The organism is Microcoleus sp. N9_A1, assembly GCF_036701795.1.
Classification (GTDB): domain Bacteria; phylum Cyanobacteriota; class Cyanobacteriia; order Cyanobacteriales; family Microcoleaceae; genus Microcoleus.
Genome location: NZ_JAUBRI010000009.1, coordinates 127,021 through 147,739, shown reverse-complemented (window position 1 = coordinate 147,739; position 20,719 = coordinate 127,021). Strand labels below are relative to the sequence as shown.

Below are 20,719 nucleotides of genomic sequence, written 5' to 3'. Positions count from 1 at the left end.
AACCACAGGGGATAGCCAAGCTGCCGATCGAGTAATAAACACCGACACACTATGTCAAGATTAATTCAGCGATCGCCCAAAACTCCCAGTCTCAGTCAAGCGTGAAAATCCGACGCAGCAAGTTCCCATGAACAATCCCATCTACCCCGGCATAACTCTCAACAACCACTACCGCATCGTCCGCGAATTGGGACACGGAGGCTTCGGGCGCACCTACCTCGCTGAAGATGCCCACCGATTTAACGAACCCTGCGTTTTAAAAGAATTTGCGCCCCAAGTACACGGAAGTTACGCTTTACAAAAATCCGAGGAACTGTTCGAGCGGGAAGCGGGAGTGCTCTACAAGCTGCAACACAATCAAATCCCGCGCTTTCGCGAACTCTTCCGCGTCAGTATCAGCGATCGAGGCTACCTATTTCTCGTCCAAGACTACGTGCCCGGCCAAACCTACCGCTTTCTGCTCGACGCCCGCAAGCGTCAAGGTTTGCGGTTCATAGAAGCAGAAATCAATCAACTGCTAATCCAGATTTTGCCCGTGCTTGAATACATTCACTCTTTGGGAGTGATTCACCGCGACATCTCCCCGGACAACCTGATTCTGCGGAGTTCTGACGGGATGCCCGTGCTGATCGACTTCGGCGGAGTAAAACAAGTCGCCGCCACCGTAGAGTCTCTTTTCGCTGAGGCTAACGGCACTCTCGCCCCCGCGACTCGCATCGGCAAGCTCGGCTATGCTCCCGTCGAACAGATGCAGATGGGAATCGTCTCTCCCCACAGCGATTTGTACGCTCTGGCGGCCACGGTTTTGGTGTTGCTGACGGGGAAGGAACCGCATCAATTGCTCGACAGCCATACCCTGAATTGGAACTGGCGGGGGGAATGTTCTCTGTCTCCAAATTTGTCCCTGGTGCTGGATAAAATGCTTGCTCAGCAGCCGAGCCAGCGTTACTCCTCGGCTCGCGAGGTAATGCTCGCTCTCTCGGGGAATCCGCCTTTACAGCCACCTTTGCCACCAGCCCCGGATTTTGGGCCCACGCAGCCACCGGATCTCTCGCCTATACCCGTGCCCGCCCCCACGCCAAAACTGCCGGGAACTCCGGTGCGAATTGCTGCTATTGGCAATCAGCAAAAAATGCCTGCTTGGAAAATGTTTTTGTTTGTGGTGGCTGTGCTATCAACTATGGGGGGAGTTGGCTGGTTTGCGGGCAATTCTTTGTTAAATTTGCAATCAAAAGTGCAGAAAGTTTCTCAGCCTTCAAGCCCGAGGCAGCAGCAAGAAGATGCTTTGCAAGATCGCTTTGTAAAGCTCAAAATTGACGATCGATTCTATAGCGGTTACGTCAACCTTGTGGACGAGACTTTCTATGCCAAATACCCGGAATTGGGCGGACGGCTGTTAAAAGAAGGCGATGACGATCGCCAATGGCGCGAAAGGTGGCAGAAAATCGGCGACGAGTTGCTCGATAAGCTGGAAAATCTCAGCAGCGACGCTAGAGCGCGGTTGGGCACTTACGACACCACTGATATCGATCGCTGGAAAACAGAGGTTAACAAGCTGAATTTGAGCAGTCGAGCTCTCTACGATTTGGCTGATGCTAAGTTTTTTTATTGGTTTCCCCAACAGCCGCGCGATCGCAATATCATTGGTTTGCCGATCGGACAAATTTGGCAAGCAATTACCGCCGACGAACTCGAAGCCTTACAAGCGGGATCAACTGTCGAAAGCGTTGAATTTGACCGCCTATCGAAGAGCAAACGCCTCACAGGCAATCTCAAACCCGGAGAAGGGAAAGCTTATATTGCCAGGTTCGCTCAAAATCAAACTTTGCGAGTGAATTTGCAAGCACCGCGCAAATCTACGCTACTGTCAATTTATACTCCGGGGCGGACAAAGGGCGCGCGAGCTTTGCTAGAAGATGCAGAGGGGCTGAGTTGGTCTGGATTGCTGGATGATACTGGTTATTATGAATTTGTGGTAGTTTCTCAAGCATCTGAGCCGATCGCTTACGAGTTGAACCTAACGGCGGAATAACTGCTATTGACGCTCTCGATCCACCCAGGCAATAATAAGGTAATACCAATCAGGTAAGTTATCCGGTTCAAACAAAGAATATGCTGAGATTCGCGATCGTAGCTTTAGTGACTTTGGGATTAGTATTAGTGACTGCACTAGGTTTACATCCTGCCAATGCGACAGTCAGCACTCCCGAATTTTATGCTTGGAACTTTGCCTCTGTAGGCAGTAGCGAGCTGGTTTGTAAAAAGACCCTGGTAGTTCCGCAAGACCTAATCATTCCGTCATCTATGCAGGCTGTCAGTATCACTTCTGCAATTGTAGATGAAAAATTTTGCGCGAATTCCAGTAAGCCTGTGAATTAAGGCCGTGGATAATTATGATTTCCGGTTATAGAACCATAATTAAGTTCTCCATTAGTCGATTTTAGATTTTAGATTCACTTCACAGATAAATCTGGCAGATTGAACCTTAATCTCAAATTTTTATCTCTCCACGACTGTTCTCTGAAAGCAAGTATCCTTTTTTGGATGAATCAGGACGCTGCGTCCTGATTCATCCATTGAGAGAAAACTCTACTTGTCAGTACAAACACTGACTAATTATGAACAATTAATCAGACATCATATAAGTTATTGCCTGAGTAATTTCCGCCATCCGCGCAGTGAAACTGTTAGCTGAAATTTTTTTTATGAGAAATATCGGTTATTTTGTAATAAAAATTTATCAAACGAGTCGGGCGCAGCAGTTTTCGGCTCTTGAAAGAGATCGAAATCTTCCCAATTTGGGCCGATCTTTGATTGTGACTTAAGAACGGAGGGGAAATATTCAGCCATTTGGCTAATCATTTATGGGCTAATTAGCTGAATTATTAATTTGCTAGTTTGAGTATGCTAGAGTTAGTCAGGTTCAGATATATAGTGCCATCTATTATCTAAGTATCATGCTCAAAATTTTGGTGATTGAAGACGACGAATTAATCCGGGAAACTCTTCTGCATCTCCTGGAATCTCACAGCTACCGGGTCATTGCCGCTGAAAACGGTCGAGCTGGGGTGCAGATGGCACTTTCGGAGATACCGGATTTAATTTTGTGCGACGTGCAGATGCCGGAACTCGACGGTTATGACGTATTGCGGACTCTGCGGCAAAACTCGCTAGCTGCAACAATTCCATTTATTTTCCTCACGGCTCAAAGTGACAAAACCGATTTTCGTCGGGGGATGGAATTGGGGGCAGACGATTACTTGACAAAGCCGTTTACCAAAGCTGAATTGCTGGGAGCCATTGCTTCTCGCGTCTTGAAACGGCAAACTATTACTCAACCGCTGACAGTCGCGCTTCACCAAGCAGAAGCCAGACTCAAAGATTTAGTTAACGACTCCACCAAGGTTACAACCCTCTCTCCTGAAAAGTTTGCTCTCGAAGCTTTGTTGCGCCACGCTTTGGCACAAGGTGAGTTTCAGGTATATTATCAGCCACAAGTGAATATTGCTACCGGCCAAGTTATCGGCGCCGAAGCTTTAGTGCGCTGGCAAAATCCCGATCGAGGTATAATTTCTCCCGCCGATTTTATTCCCTTAGCAGAAGAAACAGGTTTAATTATTCAGATTGGCGAGTGGGTACTGCTTTCAGCTTGCGCTCAAGCCGCTAGTTGGCTGGCTGCAGGGTTTTCGCCCTTTACAATATCAGTAAACTTGTCGGCCCGGCAGTTGTCCGACCCGGAACTCAAGGCGCGAATCGTCCAAATATTGGAAACTACAGGCTTGGAGCCGGCTAATTTAGAATTAGAAATGACCGAAAGCGCTTTGGTGGAAAATGCGACAGTAGCAGGCGCTACTTTAAACCAACTAAAAGCTCTAGGAATTCGGATTGCTATTGACGACTTCGGCACCGGTTACGCTACTTTAGGATATCTTAAGCAATTTGCCTTTGACAGTTTAAAGATCGATCGAATTTTCGTCCGTAATGCCAACGAAGATACTCAAAATGCTGCTATTACTACAGCAGTAATTTTACTTGGTCACAGTTTGAATATGACAGTAATTGCTGAGGGAGTGGAAACAGAAGCAGAACTAGATTTTTTGAAACAACATCAGTGCGATATCATGCAGGGGTATCTGTTCAGTCGCCCCGAACCAGCAGCGATAATTGAAAGTATGTTGGTTGCCGACCCGAGTTTGTTCGCGCCGCCCCCAGTAGTAGCACCTGATCGCGTTATCCCATTTGTACCTGTGTCCGAACCAGAAAAATCTAAAAACCTTTCAATGTCGGGTCTAGGATAGGAATAGTGTAAGTGTCACCAAGATTTCTGTTTTATAGGATTAAATTCTTTCTTTTACCTTCTATTTTCTGCATAAAAGTTGACGCTTCCTCATAAAAAGTTGTAGCTTTTGATGATAGGCGAATCAAAGAAGGATATTGTTCCCCATATTGCTCTACTGCTTCCCCTTTTATGCGCTAGGCGCCCCTAATTGGAATATTTGAGAAAGTGTGGCGTCTTGAAATTGCGAGCCTTTATCAAGTTGCAGGAGGTACACTCATTTAAGTTCCTACTTTGGGACTGGCAGTTTCAAGAACTGTCCAACTGGAATTGGTGCAAGCCTGTCATGGAAAGAATATTAGTGGTTGACGACGAAGCAGACTGTCAAACAGTCTTAGCAATGTACCTGGAAAGTCAAGGATATCGGGTGGAATGCGCTAATTCAGGGGTTGAGGCGCTCTCGATTTTTGAAAATGCCCCCCCAGATTTGGTAATTTCAGATGTCATGATGCCGGAAATGGACGGCTTTGAGTTTTGTCGCCGTTTGCGAACTACCCGTTTGGGACAGTTAGTCCCCTTTATTTTTTTGTCGGGTCAAGGCGAGTTGGAGTCAAAAGTTGAAGGTCATTCCATCGGCGCTGACGATTATCTGGTAAAACCTTTTCAGTCTGAAGAAATCTTAGCTAAGGTAAAGGCGCAGTTAGAGCGCTCTCACCGGATTCACGCCGAGATTGTCCGACTGCTTCAAACTTCTAGCGGTAGGGCGGTGGAACCACAATTGGTGGCAGTATTGCCAGCACCTGCACCTTTGCCTTTAACACCAGCCGAGGAAAGAGTTTTTTGGGAAGTGATCCAGGGTTATACTAACAAACAAATTAGCGATCGGCTGTTTATTAGCCCCCGGACTGTGCAAGCTCATTTAGGCAGCATTTTCAGTAAATTACAGTTAGAAAATCGTGCCCAGCTTGTGAAATTTGCCCTAGAAAGAGGATACAAACCACCTCAAACTTAGCTCGGAACTCAACCTAGGGCGCGCCAGCCCGTCAGTCGATTTTAGATTTTAGATTTTAGATTTTAGATTGACTCCGCAGATGAATCTAGGAGCTTGAATTAGGGTCTAACATTTGGGTTCACCACTCAGGAGCTTACGTGGCACGATATCGGTTTTTGGGGCGGGGTCAAAAACTCCCGTAGCTGCCAAAATAATCGCGGCTGACGCACTCTAAGCTGGTGTGCATCAATTTTAATAATCCTGTTTCTTGAAAAAATGAGTGGGGTGGGCTTCTAGCCCGCCCCAAAGATTCAATCTAAATTCAAAACACAATAAGGAAAAGTAGTTATCACGCAAACCCCCGGCCCCAAATTCGTACCCCGCAAGTTGGCACGTTCCAAATCAGCCTGCCGCACGTTATTCGCCGCATCAATATTTGTCCCGGTCAATTGAGCCCGAGGAAGCCTAGTATTTGACAAAATAGCATTCTGCAAATTAGTATCGCGCACATCAGCGAAAGACATATCCGCTCCGCTTAAATTCGCGCGATTCAAATTAACTCTAAACAGCAGCGAACGCCTCAAATCCGCATTCGACAAATTAGCTTGCAGCAGATAAGCTTCCCCCAGATTCGCATTAAAAAGTTTAGCACCGCGCAAATCCGCACTCGTCAGATTCGCTCGCCCCAAAAAAGCATTAGACAAATCCGCATTTCGCAGATTAGCACCATTCAATTCAGCACCATACATCTCCGCATTAACTAAGTTAGCATTCGCCAAATTAGCACCACTTAAATCCGCTTCTAGCAAATTAGCTTCATAGAGATTTGCTCCGCTTAAATCCGCTCCTCTTAAATTAGCCCTGTACAAGCTAGCCTTGAACAAATCAGCATTTCTCAAGTCACAGCCCTCGCACTCTTTAGTTTCCAGCAATTGCCTAACATGATCTGGATTTTGAGCTTTGACGGGAGCTGCCAGCCCAAACAAAGCTAAACAGGCCGTTACAGTTGCCAAGAGTTTAAGTTTCACAAACAAACCTCACTGCTACTTCAAACAAATTATACTAGCAAACTGTAGACTTTAAACCCATATCCTTCTCTCTATTCTCTTGCTCTGCGTTCTCTGCGCCCTCTGCGGTAAATCTTCAAAAACATGATTCGCAGCCAACAATTTAGACCTGCTTCCAGCAAGGCGGGCTTTGCCCGCCCTACTTAACTTAATTAAGCTTCATCTAAAGCAGCAACACCAGGCAATTCCTTACCTTCGAGCAGTTCCAAACTAGCACCGCCACCAGTAGAAATGTGGCTCATTTCAGACCCCAAATTCAACTGTTCCACAGCCGCTACCGAATCACCGCCGCCGATAATTGTGGTAGTACCAGTTTTAGTAATTCCAGCCAAAGAATGAGCAATACCTTCGGTTCCCGCAGCAAACTTCTCCATCTCAAACACGCCCATCGGCCCGTTCCAGATTACCGTTTTGCAATCGGCCAAAGCATCTTGGAAAGTTTTCACAGAATCCGGGCCAATATCCAAACCCATCCAACCGTCGGGAATGTTCTCAACGGAGACAGTTTGAGTGTTAGCATCAGCAGCAAACTTATCAGCAACTATCACATCAGTAGGCAACAGAAAAGTAACTCCCCGTTCCTTTGCTTTAGCTTCCAAAGACTTAGCCAGTTCCAGCTTGTCATCTTCCACCAAAGACTTGCCAACGTTTAAGCCGCGAGCTTTGTAGAACGTGAAAACCATGCCACCGCCCAACAGCAGTTTGTCGCACTTTTCGAGCAGTTTTTCAATGACTCCAATCTTGCTGGAAACCTTAGAACCACCGATGATAGCAGCTAAAGGACGCTGAGGATTGTCGATCGCACTACCGAGATATTGCAATTCCTTCTCCATCAAAAACCCAGCCACAGAAGGACTCAGATACTTAGTAACGCCCTCAGTAGAAGCGTGAGCCCGGTGAGCCGTACCAAAAGCATCATTGACATACAAATCGGCCACAGAAGCTAACTTCTTAGCAAATTCCGGGTCGTTTGCCTCCTCCTCTGGGTAGAAGCGGACATTTTCCAGCAAAACCACATCGCCATCAGCCATCGCGGCGACTGTAGCAGCGACTTCATCACCGATGCAGTCGTCAGTCTTTTTGACCTCTTTGCCCAACAATTCCGACAGGCGTTTGGCAACCGGCGTCAAGCGCAACTTCTCCGTCACACCCTTGGGGCGGCCGAAGTGGCTGCACAAAATCACCTTAGCGCCCTTGGACGCTAAATCTTGAATTGTCGGCAGAGCCGCCCGGATGCGAGTATCATCGGTGATATTGCCGTTGTCGAGCGGCACGTTAAAGTCCGCCCGCACCAATACCCGTTTGCCCGATAAGTCCGATGCCGATAAATTTGCTACAGTTTTTTTTGTCACAGGATTAACCTCCTAATATGTGTGTTTTTGTCGAATTCCGTTGAAATGGCGGCACTGGTCACTTGCACTTGGGCCTCGGACGCATTCAACCGCGTCCGTACAAAAAACGGAAGATGAAACAAACGGCACTGATTGGCTCAACTTGGCACTCTCCGACTATCAGGCAGGGAGATTCTTGGTTCAACGAAACCACTTAACCTAGAGTCCTTGCGTCATCTAGACCAGAGGTGGGATTCTCCCAAAGCGTTAATTCGGGTATGCCCTACCCTATTTGCATTGCTGCAAGTCCTGTTTGAGGAAAGAAACAAATTTGTTTCACAATACTGTTCGTCTAGCCCCTATAAATCCTTTACCCACTGCTAGGAAAAAACTAGAACAATGCAGTAGAACCGCATAGATTTAATTGTCAATGTTCAGTGCTTTGCCGTTTGGCAGCAAGGTTTTGTAAGTGGTTGATTACCTTTGCCACTATAATTAGCACAGTACCTTAAACAGGCGACAATGGCAAGAACCAAAGTATACAACTTACGGCTAACTGAAATGGAATGGGAGGAGTTAGTTGCTGATGCTCAATTGGAGCAAGTATGGCCTGCTGAGGTTCTCAGGGACTATATTAAAACATTGAATAAAAAGCCGTCCTAGAAGGACAGGGCTTTAAACCCAATTTCTTGGTAAACATTTTATCGGAGTCCGTACCGGGAGATGTGCGTTATGTTCAAGACTGTCTTATTTCCTGTCGATCAAAGCCGAGAAGCCCGCGAAGCCGCGGAAAAGGTTATCAATATTGTGAAAACCTACGCCTCTCGCTTAGTTATTCTCTCGGTAGTCGAGCCCCCAGCCGAGGAGGCCGACGCCCCCGCGCGAGAGGTGATGAGTTCCCCCGAAGCAGTCGCTAAACTGCTGTCTGAGGCCCAATCGATGTTTTCCCAGCAGGGAATCGAAGCTGAAATCATCGAACGGGAAGGCAAACCTGCTTTCACGATTTGTGATGTGGCTGACGAAATTGGGGCCGATTTGATTGTGATGGGCTGTCGGGGGATGGGTTTAACCGATGATGGGGCGTCTGACAGCGTTACCAATCGGGTGATCAATCTGTCTCCTTGTGCAGTTTTGATTGTACCTTAACAGAAGGAAGAAGGAAGAAGGAAGAAGTAAGAAGTAAGAAGTAAGACAACTCTTTCTTATTGCTTCTGACCTTTTCCTTGATCCCTTCTCCATTTTCCTGATTTCTTCCTTTTTCCCTCTCCTTTCTTCTCTCTGCGCTCTCTGCGCCCTCTGTGGTTAGTTCCTTCTTATTTATTCCTGAGATTTATTGTAAAAGTCGCTTTCCAATTAGGAAATTATCTACATTTATCTGCCTTTCGTCTGCGGTTGACTGGCTCGATCAAAGATTTATGTTAAGTCTCTTCCCTCTTCCCTCTTCCCTCTTCCCTCTTCCTTCTTCCCTCTTCCTTCTTCCTTCATATTATGAAAATTCACTGGTATCCCGGTCACATTGCCAAAGCTGAACGGGCATTAAAAGAACAGCTAAAGCGGGTAGATGTGGTGCTCGAAGTCCGAGATGCCCGCATTCCATTGGCTACTTATCACCCCCAAATGCCGAGTTGGGTGGGTGGCAAGCCGCGAGTATTGGTCGTCAACCGCATGGATATGATTACGCCTCGATCGCGCGAGGCGTGGGAAACATGGTTTGAGTCTCAAGGGGAAACTGCGTATTTTACTAATGCCGAACACGGGCAAGGAGTACACGATGTGGCGGATGCCGTGCAGGATGCTGGGGTGCAGTTAAATAAACGCAGGTTCGATCGAGGTATGCTGCCCCGTCCAGTTCGGGCAGTGGTAATGGGCTTTCCAAATGTCGGAAAATCTGCTTTAATCAATCGGCTGTTAGGGCGGAGAGTAGTGGACAGTGCCCGCAAAGCTGGAGTAACTAAATCACTCAGATGGATTCGCATTTCTGACGAAATTGAGTTATTAGATGCCCCCGGAATCATCCCCACCCGCATTAACAATCAAGAAAATGCCATAAAATTAGCTATTTGCGAAGATATTGGCGAAGCAGCTTACGACAATCAGGTAGTAGCCGCGGCTATGGTAGATTTGCTCATAGAGCTTGAGGCTGCTGATGAAACTTTGATGTCAGTATCTGGTTTCAAATCCAGGTATAAATTAGATATAGCATCTAGTAATGGCGAAGATTATTTGCACGAGGTAGCAAAAGACAGGTATAAAGGAGATGTCGAACGAACGGCGCGGCAGATGTTAAACGATTTTAGAACAGGTGTGTTGGGTCAGCTTAATTTGGAGTTGCCGCCGGCTTGATCGGACTCGTAAACTACAACTAATCAGAAATGGTATTCAATAGAGAGTTGCTGACGCCCAGAATGTGAACTTCGTCTCCTATGTGTAATATTTTTTCTGCTGCGTGAGGTGCGAGTCGCGTGTTAACTATCAGCCGACTAAAGTGATTTAAATGCCCTTTGTTTACCAGGTCAGGCATGATTTCCTTCTGCTTGGCTGTTAGTATATTTTTAAAATTGGGATCGCCTGCTTTCGCCCCATAATTTCGCGTAGATAGGATACATGGCTGACCGGGATTAATAGCTTCAAATATTACTGTTCCTATTTTCAACCTCACAATTTCATCTGCTTGTGGGAAAAGTTGGTCTTCCCAAAACGCCGGGACATCTCCTATTTCAATATTAGCTCGCAAGCGATGGCGCATCTCGTTAACGCAAACTCTCGGAAACCAAGATGCAACTTCGGCAATTGTTTCGGTACTGATAATGCTTGGCCCTGGTGCAGCGGTATTGTCTGGAAAACCTGTCAGCAAGTTTTCAATTAACTTGACGGGGAAACCGAAGTAGCTGCTCAACCAAGATTCTATTCCCGGGCGTTCTCTATCTACATGAAAAAAAAATTCTTGTTCGGTGTCTTGAATTTTCAGGCCGGCAATTCTATTTTCGATGTCAAAGGATAAGCGTAGAAAACAGACTCCGCTGTTGTGCTTAGTGTTAACCAATTCTCCTGCTGCATCGCAGATTGCAAAAGAGCGATCGCCGGATAGAGCTCCGCTGGCTAGAATAGTGGCTTGACTGACTGCTATGCCGTCAAGGGACTTGACCGGATAGATATGAATGCTGGCGACGTAGGACATTTCGATCCATTGATAAATAATTGTCGTTTTAGATACATTCTAGCATCCCCTGCCGGTAGAAGGATGACCGCAGTTGACTTTACTAAATAAAATATGAATGAAATAAAAATGGGTCACTTTTTTGAAGTTTACATTGTGCCGGAGCTGCGTGTAAAGAAAAATCAAACAAGTCTGGCTGAGCTTGTGGGATATCTTATGGTATAAAATAGAAAAAATTGAACCGAGTTACAAGCAATGACTGAAAGCGGAAGTAGAAGCATGATTTCGCGACGCAATTTAATGTTGAGGGCTGGTGCAGGGATGCTGGCGGCAAGCTTGGCACCTGCCTTTTTACAAGCCGAAGCAGCAAAGGCAGAGGCAATCTCTGACATTACTCCTAGCAGTGCTCTTAAGAAATTGATGGCGGGGAATCAACGCTACATGGAGCAAAAACGGACATTTCCCGACCAAGCCCGATCGCGAATTGTAGAAGTAGCACAGGGTCAACATCCGTTTGCAACCATCCTGGCTTGTTCTGATTCGCGCGTTGCTCCCGAAATTATTTTCGACCAAGGATTAGGGGACTTATTTGATATTCGAGTAGCTGGCAATTTTCTCGACGATGTAGTTCTCGGAAATATAGAATATGCGGCCTTAGAATTAGGCGTGCCACTATTAGTAATTCTGGGTCACGAACGCTGCGGTGCTGTCAAAGCAGCTTTAGATGGCAAAGCTGTGCCTGGTCACATTAGCACTTTGGTGGCGGCGATTAAACCCGCAGTTGATTCGACTAAAGGTCAAACAGGTGATGCGTGGGATAACGCAGTCAGAGCTAATGTCAAAATGAATGTAAATAAGTTACAATCCTCGTCGCCTATTTTAGCTGAGGCAGTCAAAGCGGGCAAGCTTAAAGTTGTTGGGGGTCGCTACGATTTGGATAGCGGCAAAGTAGAGATAATTGCTTGATTTTGCTGGTTGCATCTCAGATCTTGGAATATTTTTAATGAACAGGCTTTCCGGCCTGTTCCACACTCCGAGAATTTGATTTTATGGTGGGCATCCTGCCCGCCCATAAAAGCCATAATTTCAGTTACCGAAAAACTGGGTCTAAAGCCCCGTCCTTCTAGGACGGCTTTTCCTCTTTAAGTTTATCAATCCAGCCCTCTATAAGTTGGGTCATTGTTTTTTCTTTCTGTTTGGCAATTCTCCGCAACTTCTCTAGCCGACTCACGGCAATGCGAATACTTAATCTTTCTCTGGTTATTGGGCTACCCAATTGCTACCCTATTATGTTATCATGGTAAGCATGAAAGCAAGATATCAGTACCGTTTCTATCCAACAAGCCAACAGCAGCAGAGCTTAGCTCAGTTGTTCGGTTGCGTTCGTGTTGTGTATAACGATGCTCTTGCAATCTGCAAACAATCTCAAAAGAAGCCTAAATCGGCTGAACTCCAAAAGATTGTTATCACTCAGGCAAAAAAGACTGATCAAAGAGCTTGGCTTAGTGAAGTGTCGGCAATTCCTTTGCAGCAGTCGGTAGCTGATTTAGAGGCAGCCTTCAAGAATTTTTTCGATGCCTGTAAAGGTAAGAGAAAGGGGCAAAAGGTTGGCTACCCTAAATTCAAAAAACGCACCTCTAGTCAGTCAGCTAGACTAACTCGCGGTGGGTTTTCAGTCAAGGGGCAGGGTGTTTATTTAGCAAAGATGGGTATTGTCAAGCCGATTTGGTCTAGAGATCTACCGTCAGAGCCTAGCTCAGTTACGATAATTAAAGACTGCGCTAACCGCTATTTTTTGAGCTTTGTAGTAGAAGTAGAACCCGTTCAACTCGACGCCAAAAACCAAAGTGTCGGGATTGACTTGGGTATTAAAACTTTTGCTGTGATGAGCAACGGTGAAAAAGCTGTAAGCCCCTGCTATAAAGCGGTAGACCGCAAGGTACGCCAACTTCAGCGCAAGTTAGCGCGTCAACACAAAGACTCTAAACGAAGAAGCAAAACCCGTATTCAACTTGCCAAACAGCACAACAAGATTGCTGAGACTCGCAAAGATTTCTTGCACAAAATATCAACCAAAGTAGTTAGTGAAAACCAAACTATCGTTTTGGAAGATTTGAATGTATCAGGAATGGTTAAAAACCGTAAACTGTCTAGAGCAATTAGCCAGCAAGGTTGGAGAGAGTTTAGGGTCTTAGTTGAGGCAAAGTCGGAAAAGTATGGACGTGAGTTCGTAATTATTAGTCGATGGGAACCTACAAGCCAAACTTGCTCTGATTGCGGATATAAATGGGGAAAAATTGATTTGTCTGTGCGTTCTATACTTTGCTTAAATTGCGGTACAGAACACGACCGAGATGAAAACGCTTCGGTAAATATAGAAAAAGTCGGCCTGGGGCATCGGCACGACTCTAAATGTACGTCGAGACAGAGTAAGACTACCTCGGTAGCGTCCGTCAATGAAGCGTAAAGAATCCCCACGCCTTCAGGCTGGGGAGTATGTCAAATTAAACCCATTTCTTGCAGTCCCCGGCGCAGGCGTTCTGCTTCAAATGGGCGGCGCTGTTCGTGAAGGGCGATCGCTCTTTTGAATTCTGCTAAACTCTCTGGCATTTTGCCAATTTTCAGCAAGGCTACTGCCAAGTTTTGATGAGCTTCGGCGTGTTCGGGAGCAATTTTAATGGCTTGTCGGTAATAGGCGATCGCATCTGCTAAATTTCCGGCTGCCTTCAGCGTTAGTCCTAAATTATAGTGACCTGCTGCAAAATTGGGGTCTATTTTTAAAGCTGCTTTGTAAGCTTTTTCAGCAGATTTCAAATCTCCTTCATCTTTGAACAAATTGCCCAAATTATTGTAAGCACCCAACTTGATTGGCGGGAACACATTGGTATTAATTGCCGCTTGATAATGTTCTTTTGCTTTGGCAAACTGCTGCTGCTGGCGATAAGCAATTCCCAAATGATAGTTGAGTTCGTAAACAATAGAATCATCAATTGCCGCCGCAGTCAAGCCTTTGGTTAATAAATTAATTCCTCGCCCGATTTGCCCGCTTTCTACATACAGCGCACCTAATTTGCTACAAGCATAAGCATCGTTTGGATAATAAGCGATGTAGCGTTCCATTGCTGCTTGAGCTTTTTGGAATTTACCTTTTGCGGCGATCGCATCTTTTTGATAACCAGAGTGCCAAATCGCCACATCGGGGAGAGAAGCTATTTTCCAATTTGGTTCCCTGTGCACAATCTCAGCCACGCTGTCGTCTACCATGGCGTGGTAAGGGCGAGAAAAGCGGATGTTGGGGCGATTGCGAAACAAGCGCGACACTAGGGAATAGGGAGATTGAGATGCACCGATTTCTTGGCGGATGAGATTGATCAGCAGCAGCCGATCGCTCTTAATTGCCTGCTCGATCGCAGGTACAATGTCCGGTACCAAAACCTCATCGGCATCCAACACCAAAATCCAGTCGCCCTGGGCGTGCTTGAGACACTCATTGCGCGCCGCTGCGAAGTCGTCGCACCATTCAAAGTCATAAACCCTCGCCCCGGATTCTCGGGCAATTTCACGGGTGCGATCGCCCGATCCCGTATCCACCACGACTATTTCGTCAACAACACCCTTAACGCTGTCCAAAGTCCGCGACAGTGTTGCCTCTTCATTCTTCACAATCATGCACAGAGTCAGATCCATCGGGCGCAAACTTTCCTCATTTCACTGAATTATTGTAATTTTTTTACCAGTAAAACACAAAAAGTCCCAGAAAACATTCTCCTATTTCCCTTTTGCTTTGAGCATAAGTACCTTTCTTCCCTAGAAAAAGTGGGTTAACTCTTTTGAGATATTAAAAAGCCTCAAACTCGGACGATTCATGAGAAATCCTACCACTTTCGGTTCATCCCTGCGGTAGAGGTAAGGGCGGGATAGGAGTTGTTATTCTTAGAACATAAGACAAGGCACAAGAAAAGTTTAAGTATTCAGGAGAAAAAGAAATGTTTGGAATTATTGCTTGGGTCGTTTTAGGACTGATTGCCGGTGCGATCGCCAAAGCCATTTATCCGGGAACTCAAGGCGGTGGCTTTCTGGCAACAACAGGTTTAGGAATTGTGGGCGCCCTAGTGGGAGGTTATCTAGGTCAAGTCTTATTGGGGACGAGCGGGGGAGCATCCTTCGGAGCATTGACTCTACCCAGCATAGCTTTTGCAGTCGTAGGTGCGATCGTTCTACTATTCATCTGGGGATTGTTAACTCAGCGTGCAGCATAACAAATATTGCCAATTCCCAGTCGATCGACTTTTAGGGTATTCATAAACCCGGTTTCTTCAAGAAACCGGGTTTTTCAGTTGTTGGTAGGATGCGTCAGCCTACTTTTACCAAATCCGCGTTAAAAACCTCGATCAGACTCAGCGCTTGCAACGGTTCAATAGCAAAACTTTCGTCCGCACAGAGGGGGACTGAAGAATAAAGAGGTAAAAATCCCGGATTTGGTATTAATATCAAATCTGTTAGCATCGGAATTATTGATATCTCTATTCTCGACAAGCGCGTGAATCAGCGTCAATCCCTTGTCATCTGCGCTTGCTGAAATTCTCTTTTTTAAACCGCAGATACAGACAGATTAACGCAGATGAATTAGATCGATGCCGGTTTTACCATCCGGAATTGTTGACCCTTCGGCTTCGCTCATGGCATCGCTGTTGACTGGATTTTACTATTCCGATGCTACCGGAATTGATATAATTAATCAATCCGCAAATTGAAAGGCAAGCGAACGTAAATCCCCTGCGGGTCGTTCATCGACTTGATCACAGCCAATTCATCTTGCATTGTCTTAAATTCTGCCGTTAGCGGGTCGAGTTTGGCGGCTGGTTTCAAAACGTGAACGCCGGAAATTCTTTCCAAAATTCGCTCCTCCAAACTGCGGCGTTTTGGATATTCTTCTAACTGCCAATCGTCGCCGAGTTTAGCTTGCTTCGCCGCCTCTCTGACAGCATCTTCAAGCCCGCCAATTTCATCGACTAAACCCAACTGTTTCGCGGCCGTACCAGACCACACCCTGCCTTGAGCAATTTCTTGTACCTTGTTTTTCGGCAGTTTGCGGGAGTTGGCGACTTTAGTAATAAATCGATCGTAAATGCGATCGACTATTCTCTGAATATTCGCCAATTCTTGAGGATTTTTCGGACGGGAAATCGTGTTAGTATCCGCAAAGCGGGCGGTTTTCACAACGTCCCAACTCAGGCCGTTGTTAGCAGCCAACTTTTCGACGTTGAGCAACATTCCAAAAACGCCGATCGAACCCGTAATCGTATTGGGTTCGGCAAAAATGCGGCTGGAACCCATCGCAATCCAATAGCCGCCGGAAGCTGCTAAATTGCCCATCGAAACGATAACTGGTTTCTTTTTGCCCGTCAGTACAACTTCGCGTCCGATTACTTCGGCCGCCGTGGCGCTGCCTCCGGGACTGTTGACGCGCAAAACCACTGCTTTTACGTCGTTATCTTCTCGAATTTTCCGCATTTCTTGAGCGATGCGATCGCCTCCTACTTGAGTCGGGCCCCCTTCGCCGTCTACAATCTCTCCCTCGGCGTAAAGTATAGCAATTTGGTTTTTCTTGTCAGCGCGAGTTGAGTTTTTATCCTCAGCAACTCTCGCGTAGTTTTTCAAACTAATTTGCTTAAAAGATTTGTTTTCGCCATCTGTTCCTGTGAGTTTTTTGAGTTCGGTCGATATTTCGTCAAAGTATACAACCTTATCAACTAACTTGTTTTTGAGAGCTTCGTCAGCCATCAAAGTTCCGCCATTATCTGCAAGCGCTTGCAGTTGCGGAACAGTCACTTTGCGGCTCGGAGCGACTGTTTTCAGGTATTCTCCCCACATATCTCCGAGCAACTTTTGAGTTTGCTGACGATTTTCGGGACTCATTTTTGTGAGCAAAAACGGCTCAACGGCTGACTTGTATTTGCCGACGCGAGTCACTTGCACTCCCACGCCGTATTTCTCCAAAGCACCGGTGAAAAACATTCCCTGACTGCTAAAACCGTTGATTTCCAAAGCGCCGTAAGGATTGACGGCAATTGTATTAGCAACGGAACCAAGGTAATAATCTCGCTCATTCCAGTCCATCTGGTAAGCAAAAATGGGTTTTTTGGCATCTCGGAAACGCTGCAAGGCCGATCGAACTTCTTTGAGATTGGCAAACCCGGTGCTGCTCGACTCCGAGCTGCCTTCGAGATAAATGCCAACGATTTTCGGGTCTTTTTTCGCATATTCGATCGAGTCTAAAACAGTCCGCAGCGTCACTGTATCGCCGGAATCGTCCGAAAGCACTTCTTCAATCGCCGCGCTAGTGCTACGGCTTGGTTTGCTGTCGGTGATATTTAAAGAAAGGTCTAATACCAATACCGACTTATCTTTAACTTGCGGGCCTGAATCTTTAGACGACGATGCCGCCAGAGCAATTAGCAGTACCAGTCCGCCTAATCCTATGCTGCCCAGCAGCAACAGTCCTAGGAAGGTTCCCAGCAAACTTGCACAGGTATATTTTAGGAAATCTTTCATTAGATAATTGGTAATTGTTAACTGTTGACTGTTAACTGTTGACTGTTGACTGTTGACTGTTGACTGTTGACTGTTGACTGTTAACTGTTGACTAATGCCAACTAACAACTGCCAACTAACAACTGCCAACTGCCAACTGCCAACTGCCAACTGACTCACTTTTATCTTAACCTTTCCAAAACCCCAGAATTTTTTAACTCATCCAAATTACCGCAGCCCGTACAGAACATCACCGTGGCGATTTCTGCAATCAAAACTTCAGCTAGGAGGGCTGCGGCTGATTCCGATTCCGCTGCAGCTTGCAGAAACGGCCGCGCCAGCCCCGCAATATCGGCGCCGAGGGCGAGAGCCTTCGCTGCATCCAACCCATTCTGCAAGCCTCCAGAGGCAATCAGAGGAACATTCGGCGCTGCGGCGCGGGTGCTGACAATACACTCGGCTGTTGGTATTCCCCAGTCGGCAAAGGTTGCGCCCAACCTGCGCTGCTTGCCATCTTTAGCTCGCTCTCCTTCTATTTTCGCCCAAGAAGTGCCTCCGGCTCCGGCAATGTCGATCGCACTTACTCCAGCCGCGAGCAATTTATGTGCCATTTTTCCAGAAATACCGTTGCCGACTTCTTTAGCAATAACTGGTACTGGTAATTTAGCGCACAATTTGGCAATTTTATCTAGCAGTCCTTTAAAGTTAGTATCGCCTTCGGTTTGAACGCACTCTTGCAGCGGATTGAGGTGCAAAATTAGTGCGTCTGCTTCTAAAATATCAACAATTTTTTGGCACTCTTCCAAACCGTAATTGTAATTTAATTGAACGGCTCCGATATTGGCAAACAGGAGAATATCGGGAGCGCGGCGACGGACGGCAAATGTAGGAGCTAGTTGAGGATTTTCTACAACAATTCGCTGGGAACCGACTCCCATTGCTAGTTTGTATTCTTGAGCGACATCGGCGAGGCGATAATTGATTGTCTGGGCTAATTCTGTGCCCCCGGTCATCGAGGAAATTAGCAGGGGAACGGCTAGTTTTTTGCCGAGAAATGTGGAGGTTAAATCAATTTCAGTGCGATCGAGTTCTGGCAAACAGCAGTGCTCAAAACGGTAGCGTTCTAAACCGCTGGTAGTTTCGCGAAATTGTACGTCTTCTTCGAGGCAAATCCGCAGGTGGTCTGCTTTGCGAGTTTCTGTTTGCGAGGGGGAGGTTAGCGGCAAGTTCACAGTGGCTATTTGGGGAAAGAGTTGTGATATCATTTCCGGTTACACCGGAATGATGTTGACTGTTGACTGTTGACTGTTGACTGTTGACTGTTGACAGTGAACTCGAATTTACTATTCCGAAGCTAACGGATTTGATATGATTGGGGAATATAGCAATTTTATTTCATTTTTGAATTTTTTAATGAACCGCAGAGAGCGCAGAGGGCGCAGAGGAGAAGAAAAGAGAGATGTGCGTAAATCCTGCCAGGGTTGCTGTATTATCCAGGAACGGTCATCGGCATTCCGTTATCGGAAGGTTTTAATTTTAGTAAAAAAGGAACTGCTTTTTGCACCCAGGCTTTGGCTGATGTGTAACTTGCTGCATCTTCGCCGAAACAAATGTCCAGCATATCGGTGTGAATTATCCCCGGATTCAAAGGAACTGCTGCCATACCTGCGGGCAATTCTTGAGCGAGCGATCGCGTAAGTCCTTCTATTGCCCACTTGGAAGCGCAATAGGGCGCGACTTCCGGCGAAGTTGACCTTCCCCAACCAGAACTAAAGTTGACAATTATGCCGCTTTTTCGAGCAATCATTGCCGGAACAAAGTGGCGAATTACATTAGCCGTACCTTTAATATTAACATCAATTACCTGGGAAAATTCTTCGTTGCTGATATTCCAAAGAGGCGCGAGATGATTAGCTACACCTGCATTATTAATTAGCAACTCTGGTGGCTCTTTTTGGGCTAGTATTTCTGTTGCCCAAGCTTTGACTTGCTCGTCGCTTGCTACATCCAAACAAGTAAAATGGTGGGGCGCACTATATTTTTGGTTGAGTTTTTCCACCGCTTCGGAAGAACGGGCGCATCCCACAACTGTATGTCCCAATTTAATAAACTTTTCGGTCATGGCAAGACCTAGACCGCGACTGACTCCGGTAATTACAATTAATTTGGTCATAGATTTGCTGAATTTTGACATTAAGTAATACAATACATATTGACTGGTGAATTGACAAATCTATCGCAGGAGAAAGCATGAAAGTAAAAGCAGCAGTTGCTCGCAGTGCCGGCAAACCTTTGAGTATTGAGATGGTTGATCTGGATGGGCCGCGGGCTGGAGAGGTGCTGGTGGAAATTAAAGCCACGGGTGTTTGTCACACTGACGCTTACACTCTTTCCGGTGCCGATCCTGAAGGCTTGTTTCCTGCTATCTTAGGCCACGAGGGAGCCGGGATTGTCGCAGAAGTTGGGCCGGGAGTCACGAGTGTCAAAGTGGGCGATCGGGTAATTCCACTTTATACTCCCGAATGTCGCAACTGCGAATATTGTTTGAGTGGCAAAACAAATCTCTGTCAAGCAATTCGCGTGACTCAAGGCCAGGGAGTGATGCCCGACGGCACGAGCCGTTTTTCAATTAATGGCGAGAAAATTTTCCATTACATGGGAACTTCTACCTTCGCTAATTATACAGTATTGCCAGAAATTGCGGTAGCAAAAATTCGCGAAGATGCTCCTTTTGATAAAGTTTGTTTGATCGGCTGCGGCGTCACAACTGGCATCGGCGCTGTCATTAATACTGCGAAAGTAGAGCCTGGTTCTAATGTGGTAGTTTTCGGTTTGGGCGGCGTGGGTTTGAATGTAATTCAAGCGGCTCGCATGGTGGGAGCTAACATGATTGTCGGCGTAGACTTGAATCCCGACAAGCGAGAGATGGCGGAAAAATTCGGCATGACTCACTTTGTCAATCCCCGCGAAGTGGAAGGTGATTTAGTGCCTTATTTGGTAGATTTAACCAAAGGCGGAGCTGATTACAGTTTTGAATGTATCGGCAACATTAATGTGATGCGCCAAGCTTTGGAATGCTGTCACAAAGGTTGGGGTGTGAGCGTAATTGTCGGGGTAGCGGGAGCCGGTCAAGAAATTAGTACCCGCCCGTTTCAGCTAGTAACTGGTAGGGTTTGGAAAGGGACGGCTTTTGGCGGCGCGAAAGGCAGAACTGATGTTCCTAAGATTGTTGATTGGTACATGGACGGTAAAATTGACATTGACAGCTTGATAACTCAAGTAATGCCGATCGATAAAATCAATGAAGCCTTTGATTTGATGCACAAAGGCGAAGTAATTCGCACAGTTTTGACATTTTGAACA

Annotated in this window: 17 protein-coding genes; 10 read left to right on the top strand and 7 right to left on the bottom strand. The window is 46.3% G+C overall.

Going from position 1 to position 20,719, the window contains the following annotated elements; genetic code table 11:
• Positions 1 to 127: 127 nt before the first annotated feature.
• The 4 genes from QUA58_RS06680 to QUA58_RS06665 all read left to right on the top strand — a co-directional run bounded on the left by QUA58_RS06680 (position 128) and on the right by QUA58_RS06665 (position 5,288).
• Positions 128 to 2,032 (top strand): serine/threonine-protein kinase, encoded by a 1,905-nt coding sequence (locus QUA58_RS06680; protein WP_333393395.1) that lies wholly within the window; start codon positions 128 to 130, stop codon positions 2,030 to 2,032.
• An 80-nt stretch (positions 2,033 to 2,112) separates the two neighbouring features.
• Complete coding sequence (locus QUA58_RS06675; RefSeq protein WP_333247823.1) at positions 2,113 to 2,379, top strand: hypothetical protein; 267 nt, start codon at positions 2,113 to 2,115, stop codon at positions 2,377 to 2,379.
• A gap of 578 nt (positions 2,380 to 2,957) precedes the next feature.
• Entirely contained in the window at positions 2,958 to 4,298 is a 1,341-nt protein-coding gene (locus tag QUA58_RS06670; RefSeq protein ID WP_333247825.1) for an EAL domain-containing response regulator, read from the top strand.
• 324 nt (positions 4,299 to 4,622) lie between these two features.
• Positions 4,623 to 5,288 (top strand): response regulator, encoded by a 666-nt coding sequence (locus QUA58_RS06665; protein ID WP_333393394.1) that lies wholly within the window; start codon positions 4,623 to 4,625, stop codon positions 5,286 to 5,288.
• A gap of 290 nt (positions 5,289 to 5,578) precedes the next feature.
• On the opposite strand, the gene QUA58_RS06660 is transcribed toward QUA58_RS06665, so the two are convergent.
• Positions 5,579 to 6,295: a pentapeptide repeat-containing protein gene (locus QUA58_RS06660; protein WP_333393393.1), complete on the bottom strand. Its 717-nt coding sequence runs from the start codon at positions 6,293 to 6,295 to the stop codon at positions 5,579 to 5,581.
• A 191-nt stretch (positions 6,296 to 6,486) separates the two neighbouring features.
• Positions 6,487 to 7,686 (bottom strand): phosphoglycerate kinase, encoded by a 1,200-nt coding sequence (locus QUA58_RS06655; protein WP_333393392.1) that lies wholly within the window; start codon positions 7,684 to 7,686, stop codon positions 6,487 to 6,489.
• A 711-nt stretch (positions 7,687 to 8,397) separates the two neighbouring features.
• Between QUA58_RS06655 and QUA58_RS06650 the strand changes: the two genes are divergently transcribed.
• Positions 8,398 to 8,811, top strand: a complete 414-nt coding sequence (locus QUA58_RS06650; RefSeq protein WP_333247832.1) for a universal stress protein — start codon at positions 8,398 to 8,400, stop codon at positions 8,809 to 8,811.
• A gap of 342 nt (positions 8,812 to 9,153) precedes the next feature.
• Positions 9,154 to 10,008, top strand: coding sequence for a ribosome biogenesis GTPase YlqF (ylqF, locus tag QUA58_RS06645; protein ID WP_333247834.1), 855 nt, complete (start codon positions 9,154 to 9,156; stop codon positions 10,006 to 10,008).
• 19 nt (positions 10,009 to 10,027) lie between these two features.
• Here the strand turns inward: ylqF and QUA58_RS06640 are convergent, their stop codons facing one another.
• Positions 10,028 to 10,843 carry an MOSC N-terminal beta barrel domain-containing protein gene (locus QUA58_RS06640; RefSeq protein WP_333247835.1) on the bottom strand — a complete coding sequence of 272 codons (816 nt, stop codon included), beginning with the start codon at positions 10,841 to 10,843 and terminating at the stop codon, positions 10,028 to 10,030.
• A gap of 234 nt (positions 10,844 to 11,077) precedes the next feature.
• Here QUA58_RS06640 and QUA58_RS06635 point away from each other — a divergent pair, with 234 nt between their 5' ends.
• Together QUA58_RS06635 and QUA58_RS06630 are read left to right on the top strand one after the other, a co-directional pair.
• Positions 11,078 to 11,788, top strand: coding sequence for a carbonic anhydrase (locus QUA58_RS06635; RefSeq protein ID WP_333247837.1), 711 nt, complete (start codon positions 11,078 to 11,080; stop codon positions 11,786 to 11,788).
• A 340-nt stretch (positions 11,789 to 12,128) separates the two neighbouring features.
• Positions 12,129 to 13,289 carry a transposase gene (locus QUA58_RS06630; protein WP_333393391.1) on the top strand — a complete coding sequence of 387 codons (1,161 nt, stop codon included), beginning with the start codon at positions 12,129 to 12,131 and terminating at the stop codon, positions 13,287 to 13,289.
• A gap of 32 nt (positions 13,290 to 13,321) precedes the next feature.
• Here the strand turns inward: QUA58_RS06630 and QUA58_RS06625 are convergent, their stop codons facing one another.
• Positions 13,322 to 14,509 (bottom strand): tetratricopeptide repeat protein, encoded by a 1,188-nt coding sequence (locus QUA58_RS06625; RefSeq protein ID WP_333393390.1) that lies wholly within the window; start codon positions 14,507 to 14,509, stop codon positions 13,322 to 13,324.
• Positions 14,510 to 14,808: 299 nt separating this feature from the next.
• Between QUA58_RS06625 and QUA58_RS06620 the strand changes: the two genes are divergently transcribed.
• Positions 14,809 to 15,081, top strand: coding sequence for a GlsB/YeaQ/YmgE family stress response membrane protein (locus QUA58_RS06620; RefSeq protein WP_333393389.1), 273 nt, complete (start codon positions 14,809 to 14,811; stop codon positions 15,079 to 15,081).
• A 475-nt stretch (positions 15,082 to 15,556) separates the two neighbouring features.
• On the opposite strand, the gene sppA is transcribed toward QUA58_RS06620, so the two are convergent.
• The 3 genes from sppA to QUA58_RS06605 form a co-directional block, all read right to left on the bottom strand.
• Positions 15,557 to 17,377 (bottom strand): signal peptide peptidase SppA, encoded by a 1,821-nt coding sequence (gene sppA, locus QUA58_RS06615; protein ID WP_333247843.1) that lies wholly within the window; start codon positions 17,375 to 17,377, stop codon positions 15,557 to 15,559.
• Positions 17,378 to 17,538: 161 nt separating this feature from the next.
• Entirely contained in the window at positions 17,539 to 18,621 is a 1,083-nt protein-coding gene (fni, locus tag QUA58_RS06610) for a type 2 isopentenyl-diphosphate Delta-isomerase (protein WP_333393388.1), read from the bottom strand.
• Between the two features lie 224 nt (positions 18,622 to 18,845).
• Positions 18,846 to 19,529, bottom strand: coding sequence for an SDR family NAD(P)-dependent oxidoreductase (locus QUA58_RS06605; RefSeq protein ID WP_333247846.1), 684 nt, complete (start codon positions 19,527 to 19,529; stop codon positions 18,846 to 18,848).
• Between the two features lie 77 nt (positions 19,530 to 19,606).
• On the opposite strand from QUA58_RS06605, the gene QUA58_RS06600 reads away from it, so the two are divergent.
• Positions 19,607 to 20,716: an S-(hydroxymethyl)glutathione dehydrogenase/class III alcohol dehydrogenase gene (locus QUA58_RS06600; RefSeq protein ID WP_333247848.1), complete on the top strand. Its 1,110-nt coding sequence runs from the start codon at positions 19,607 to 19,609 to the stop codon at positions 20,714 to 20,716.
• Positions 20,717 to 20,719: the final 3 nt, after the last annotated feature.

Coding starts and splice junctions, on each gene's coding strand:
- QUA58_RS06675 (WP_333247823.1), top strand. CDS start 2,113: ATGCTGAGATTCGCGATCGTAGCTTTAGTGACTTTGGGATTAGTATTA.
- fni (WP_333393388.1), bottom strand. CDS start 18,621: ATGATATCACAACTCTTTCCCCAAATAGCCACTGTGAACTTGCCGCTA.
- ylqF (WP_333247834.1), top strand. CDS start 9,154: ATGAAAATTCACTGGTATCCCGGTCACATTGCCAAAGCTGAACGGGCA.
- QUA58_RS06620 (WP_333393389.1), top strand. CDS start 14,809: ATGTTTGGAATTATTGCTTGGGTCGTTTTAGGACTGATTGCCGGTGCG.
- QUA58_RS06665 (WP_333393394.1), top strand. CDS start 4,623: ATGGAAAGAATATTAGTGGTTGACGACGAAGCAGACTGTCAAACAGTC.
- QUA58_RS06605 (WP_333247846.1), bottom strand. CDS start 19,529: ATGACCAAATTAATTGTAATTACCGGAGTCAGTCGCGGTCTAGGTCTT.
- QUA58_RS06600 (WP_333247848.1), top strand. CDS start 19,607: ATGAAAGTAAAAGCAGCAGTTGCTCGCAGTGCCGGCAAACCTTTGAGT.
- sppA (WP_333247843.1), bottom strand. CDS start 17,377: ATGAAAGATTTCCTAAAATATACCTGTGCAAGTTTGCTGGGAACCTTC.
- QUA58_RS06650 (WP_333247832.1), top strand. CDS start 8,398: ATGTTCAAGACTGTCTTATTTCCTGTCGATCAAAGCCGAGAAGCCCGC.
- QUA58_RS06630 (WP_333393391.1), top strand. CDS start 12,129: ATGAAAGCAAGATATCAGTACCGTTTCTATCCAACAAGCCAACAGCAG.
- QUA58_RS06680 (WP_333393395.1), top strand. CDS start 128: ATGAACAATCCCATCTACCCCGGCATAACTCTCAACAACCACTACCGC.
- QUA58_RS06640 (WP_333247835.1), bottom strand. CDS start 10,843: ATGTCCTACGTCGCCAGCATTCATATCTATCCGGTCAAGTCCCTTGAC.
- QUA58_RS06670 (WP_333247825.1), top strand. CDS start 2,958: ATGCTCAAAATTTTGGTGATTGAAGACGACGAATTAATCCGGGAAACT.
- QUA58_RS06625 (WP_333393390.1), bottom strand. CDS start 14,509: ATGGATCTGACTCTGTGCATGATTGTGAAGAATGAAGAGGCAACACTG.
- QUA58_RS06635 (WP_333247837.1), top strand. CDS start 11,078: ATGACTGAAAGCGGAAGTAGAAGCATGATTTCGCGACGCAATTTAATG.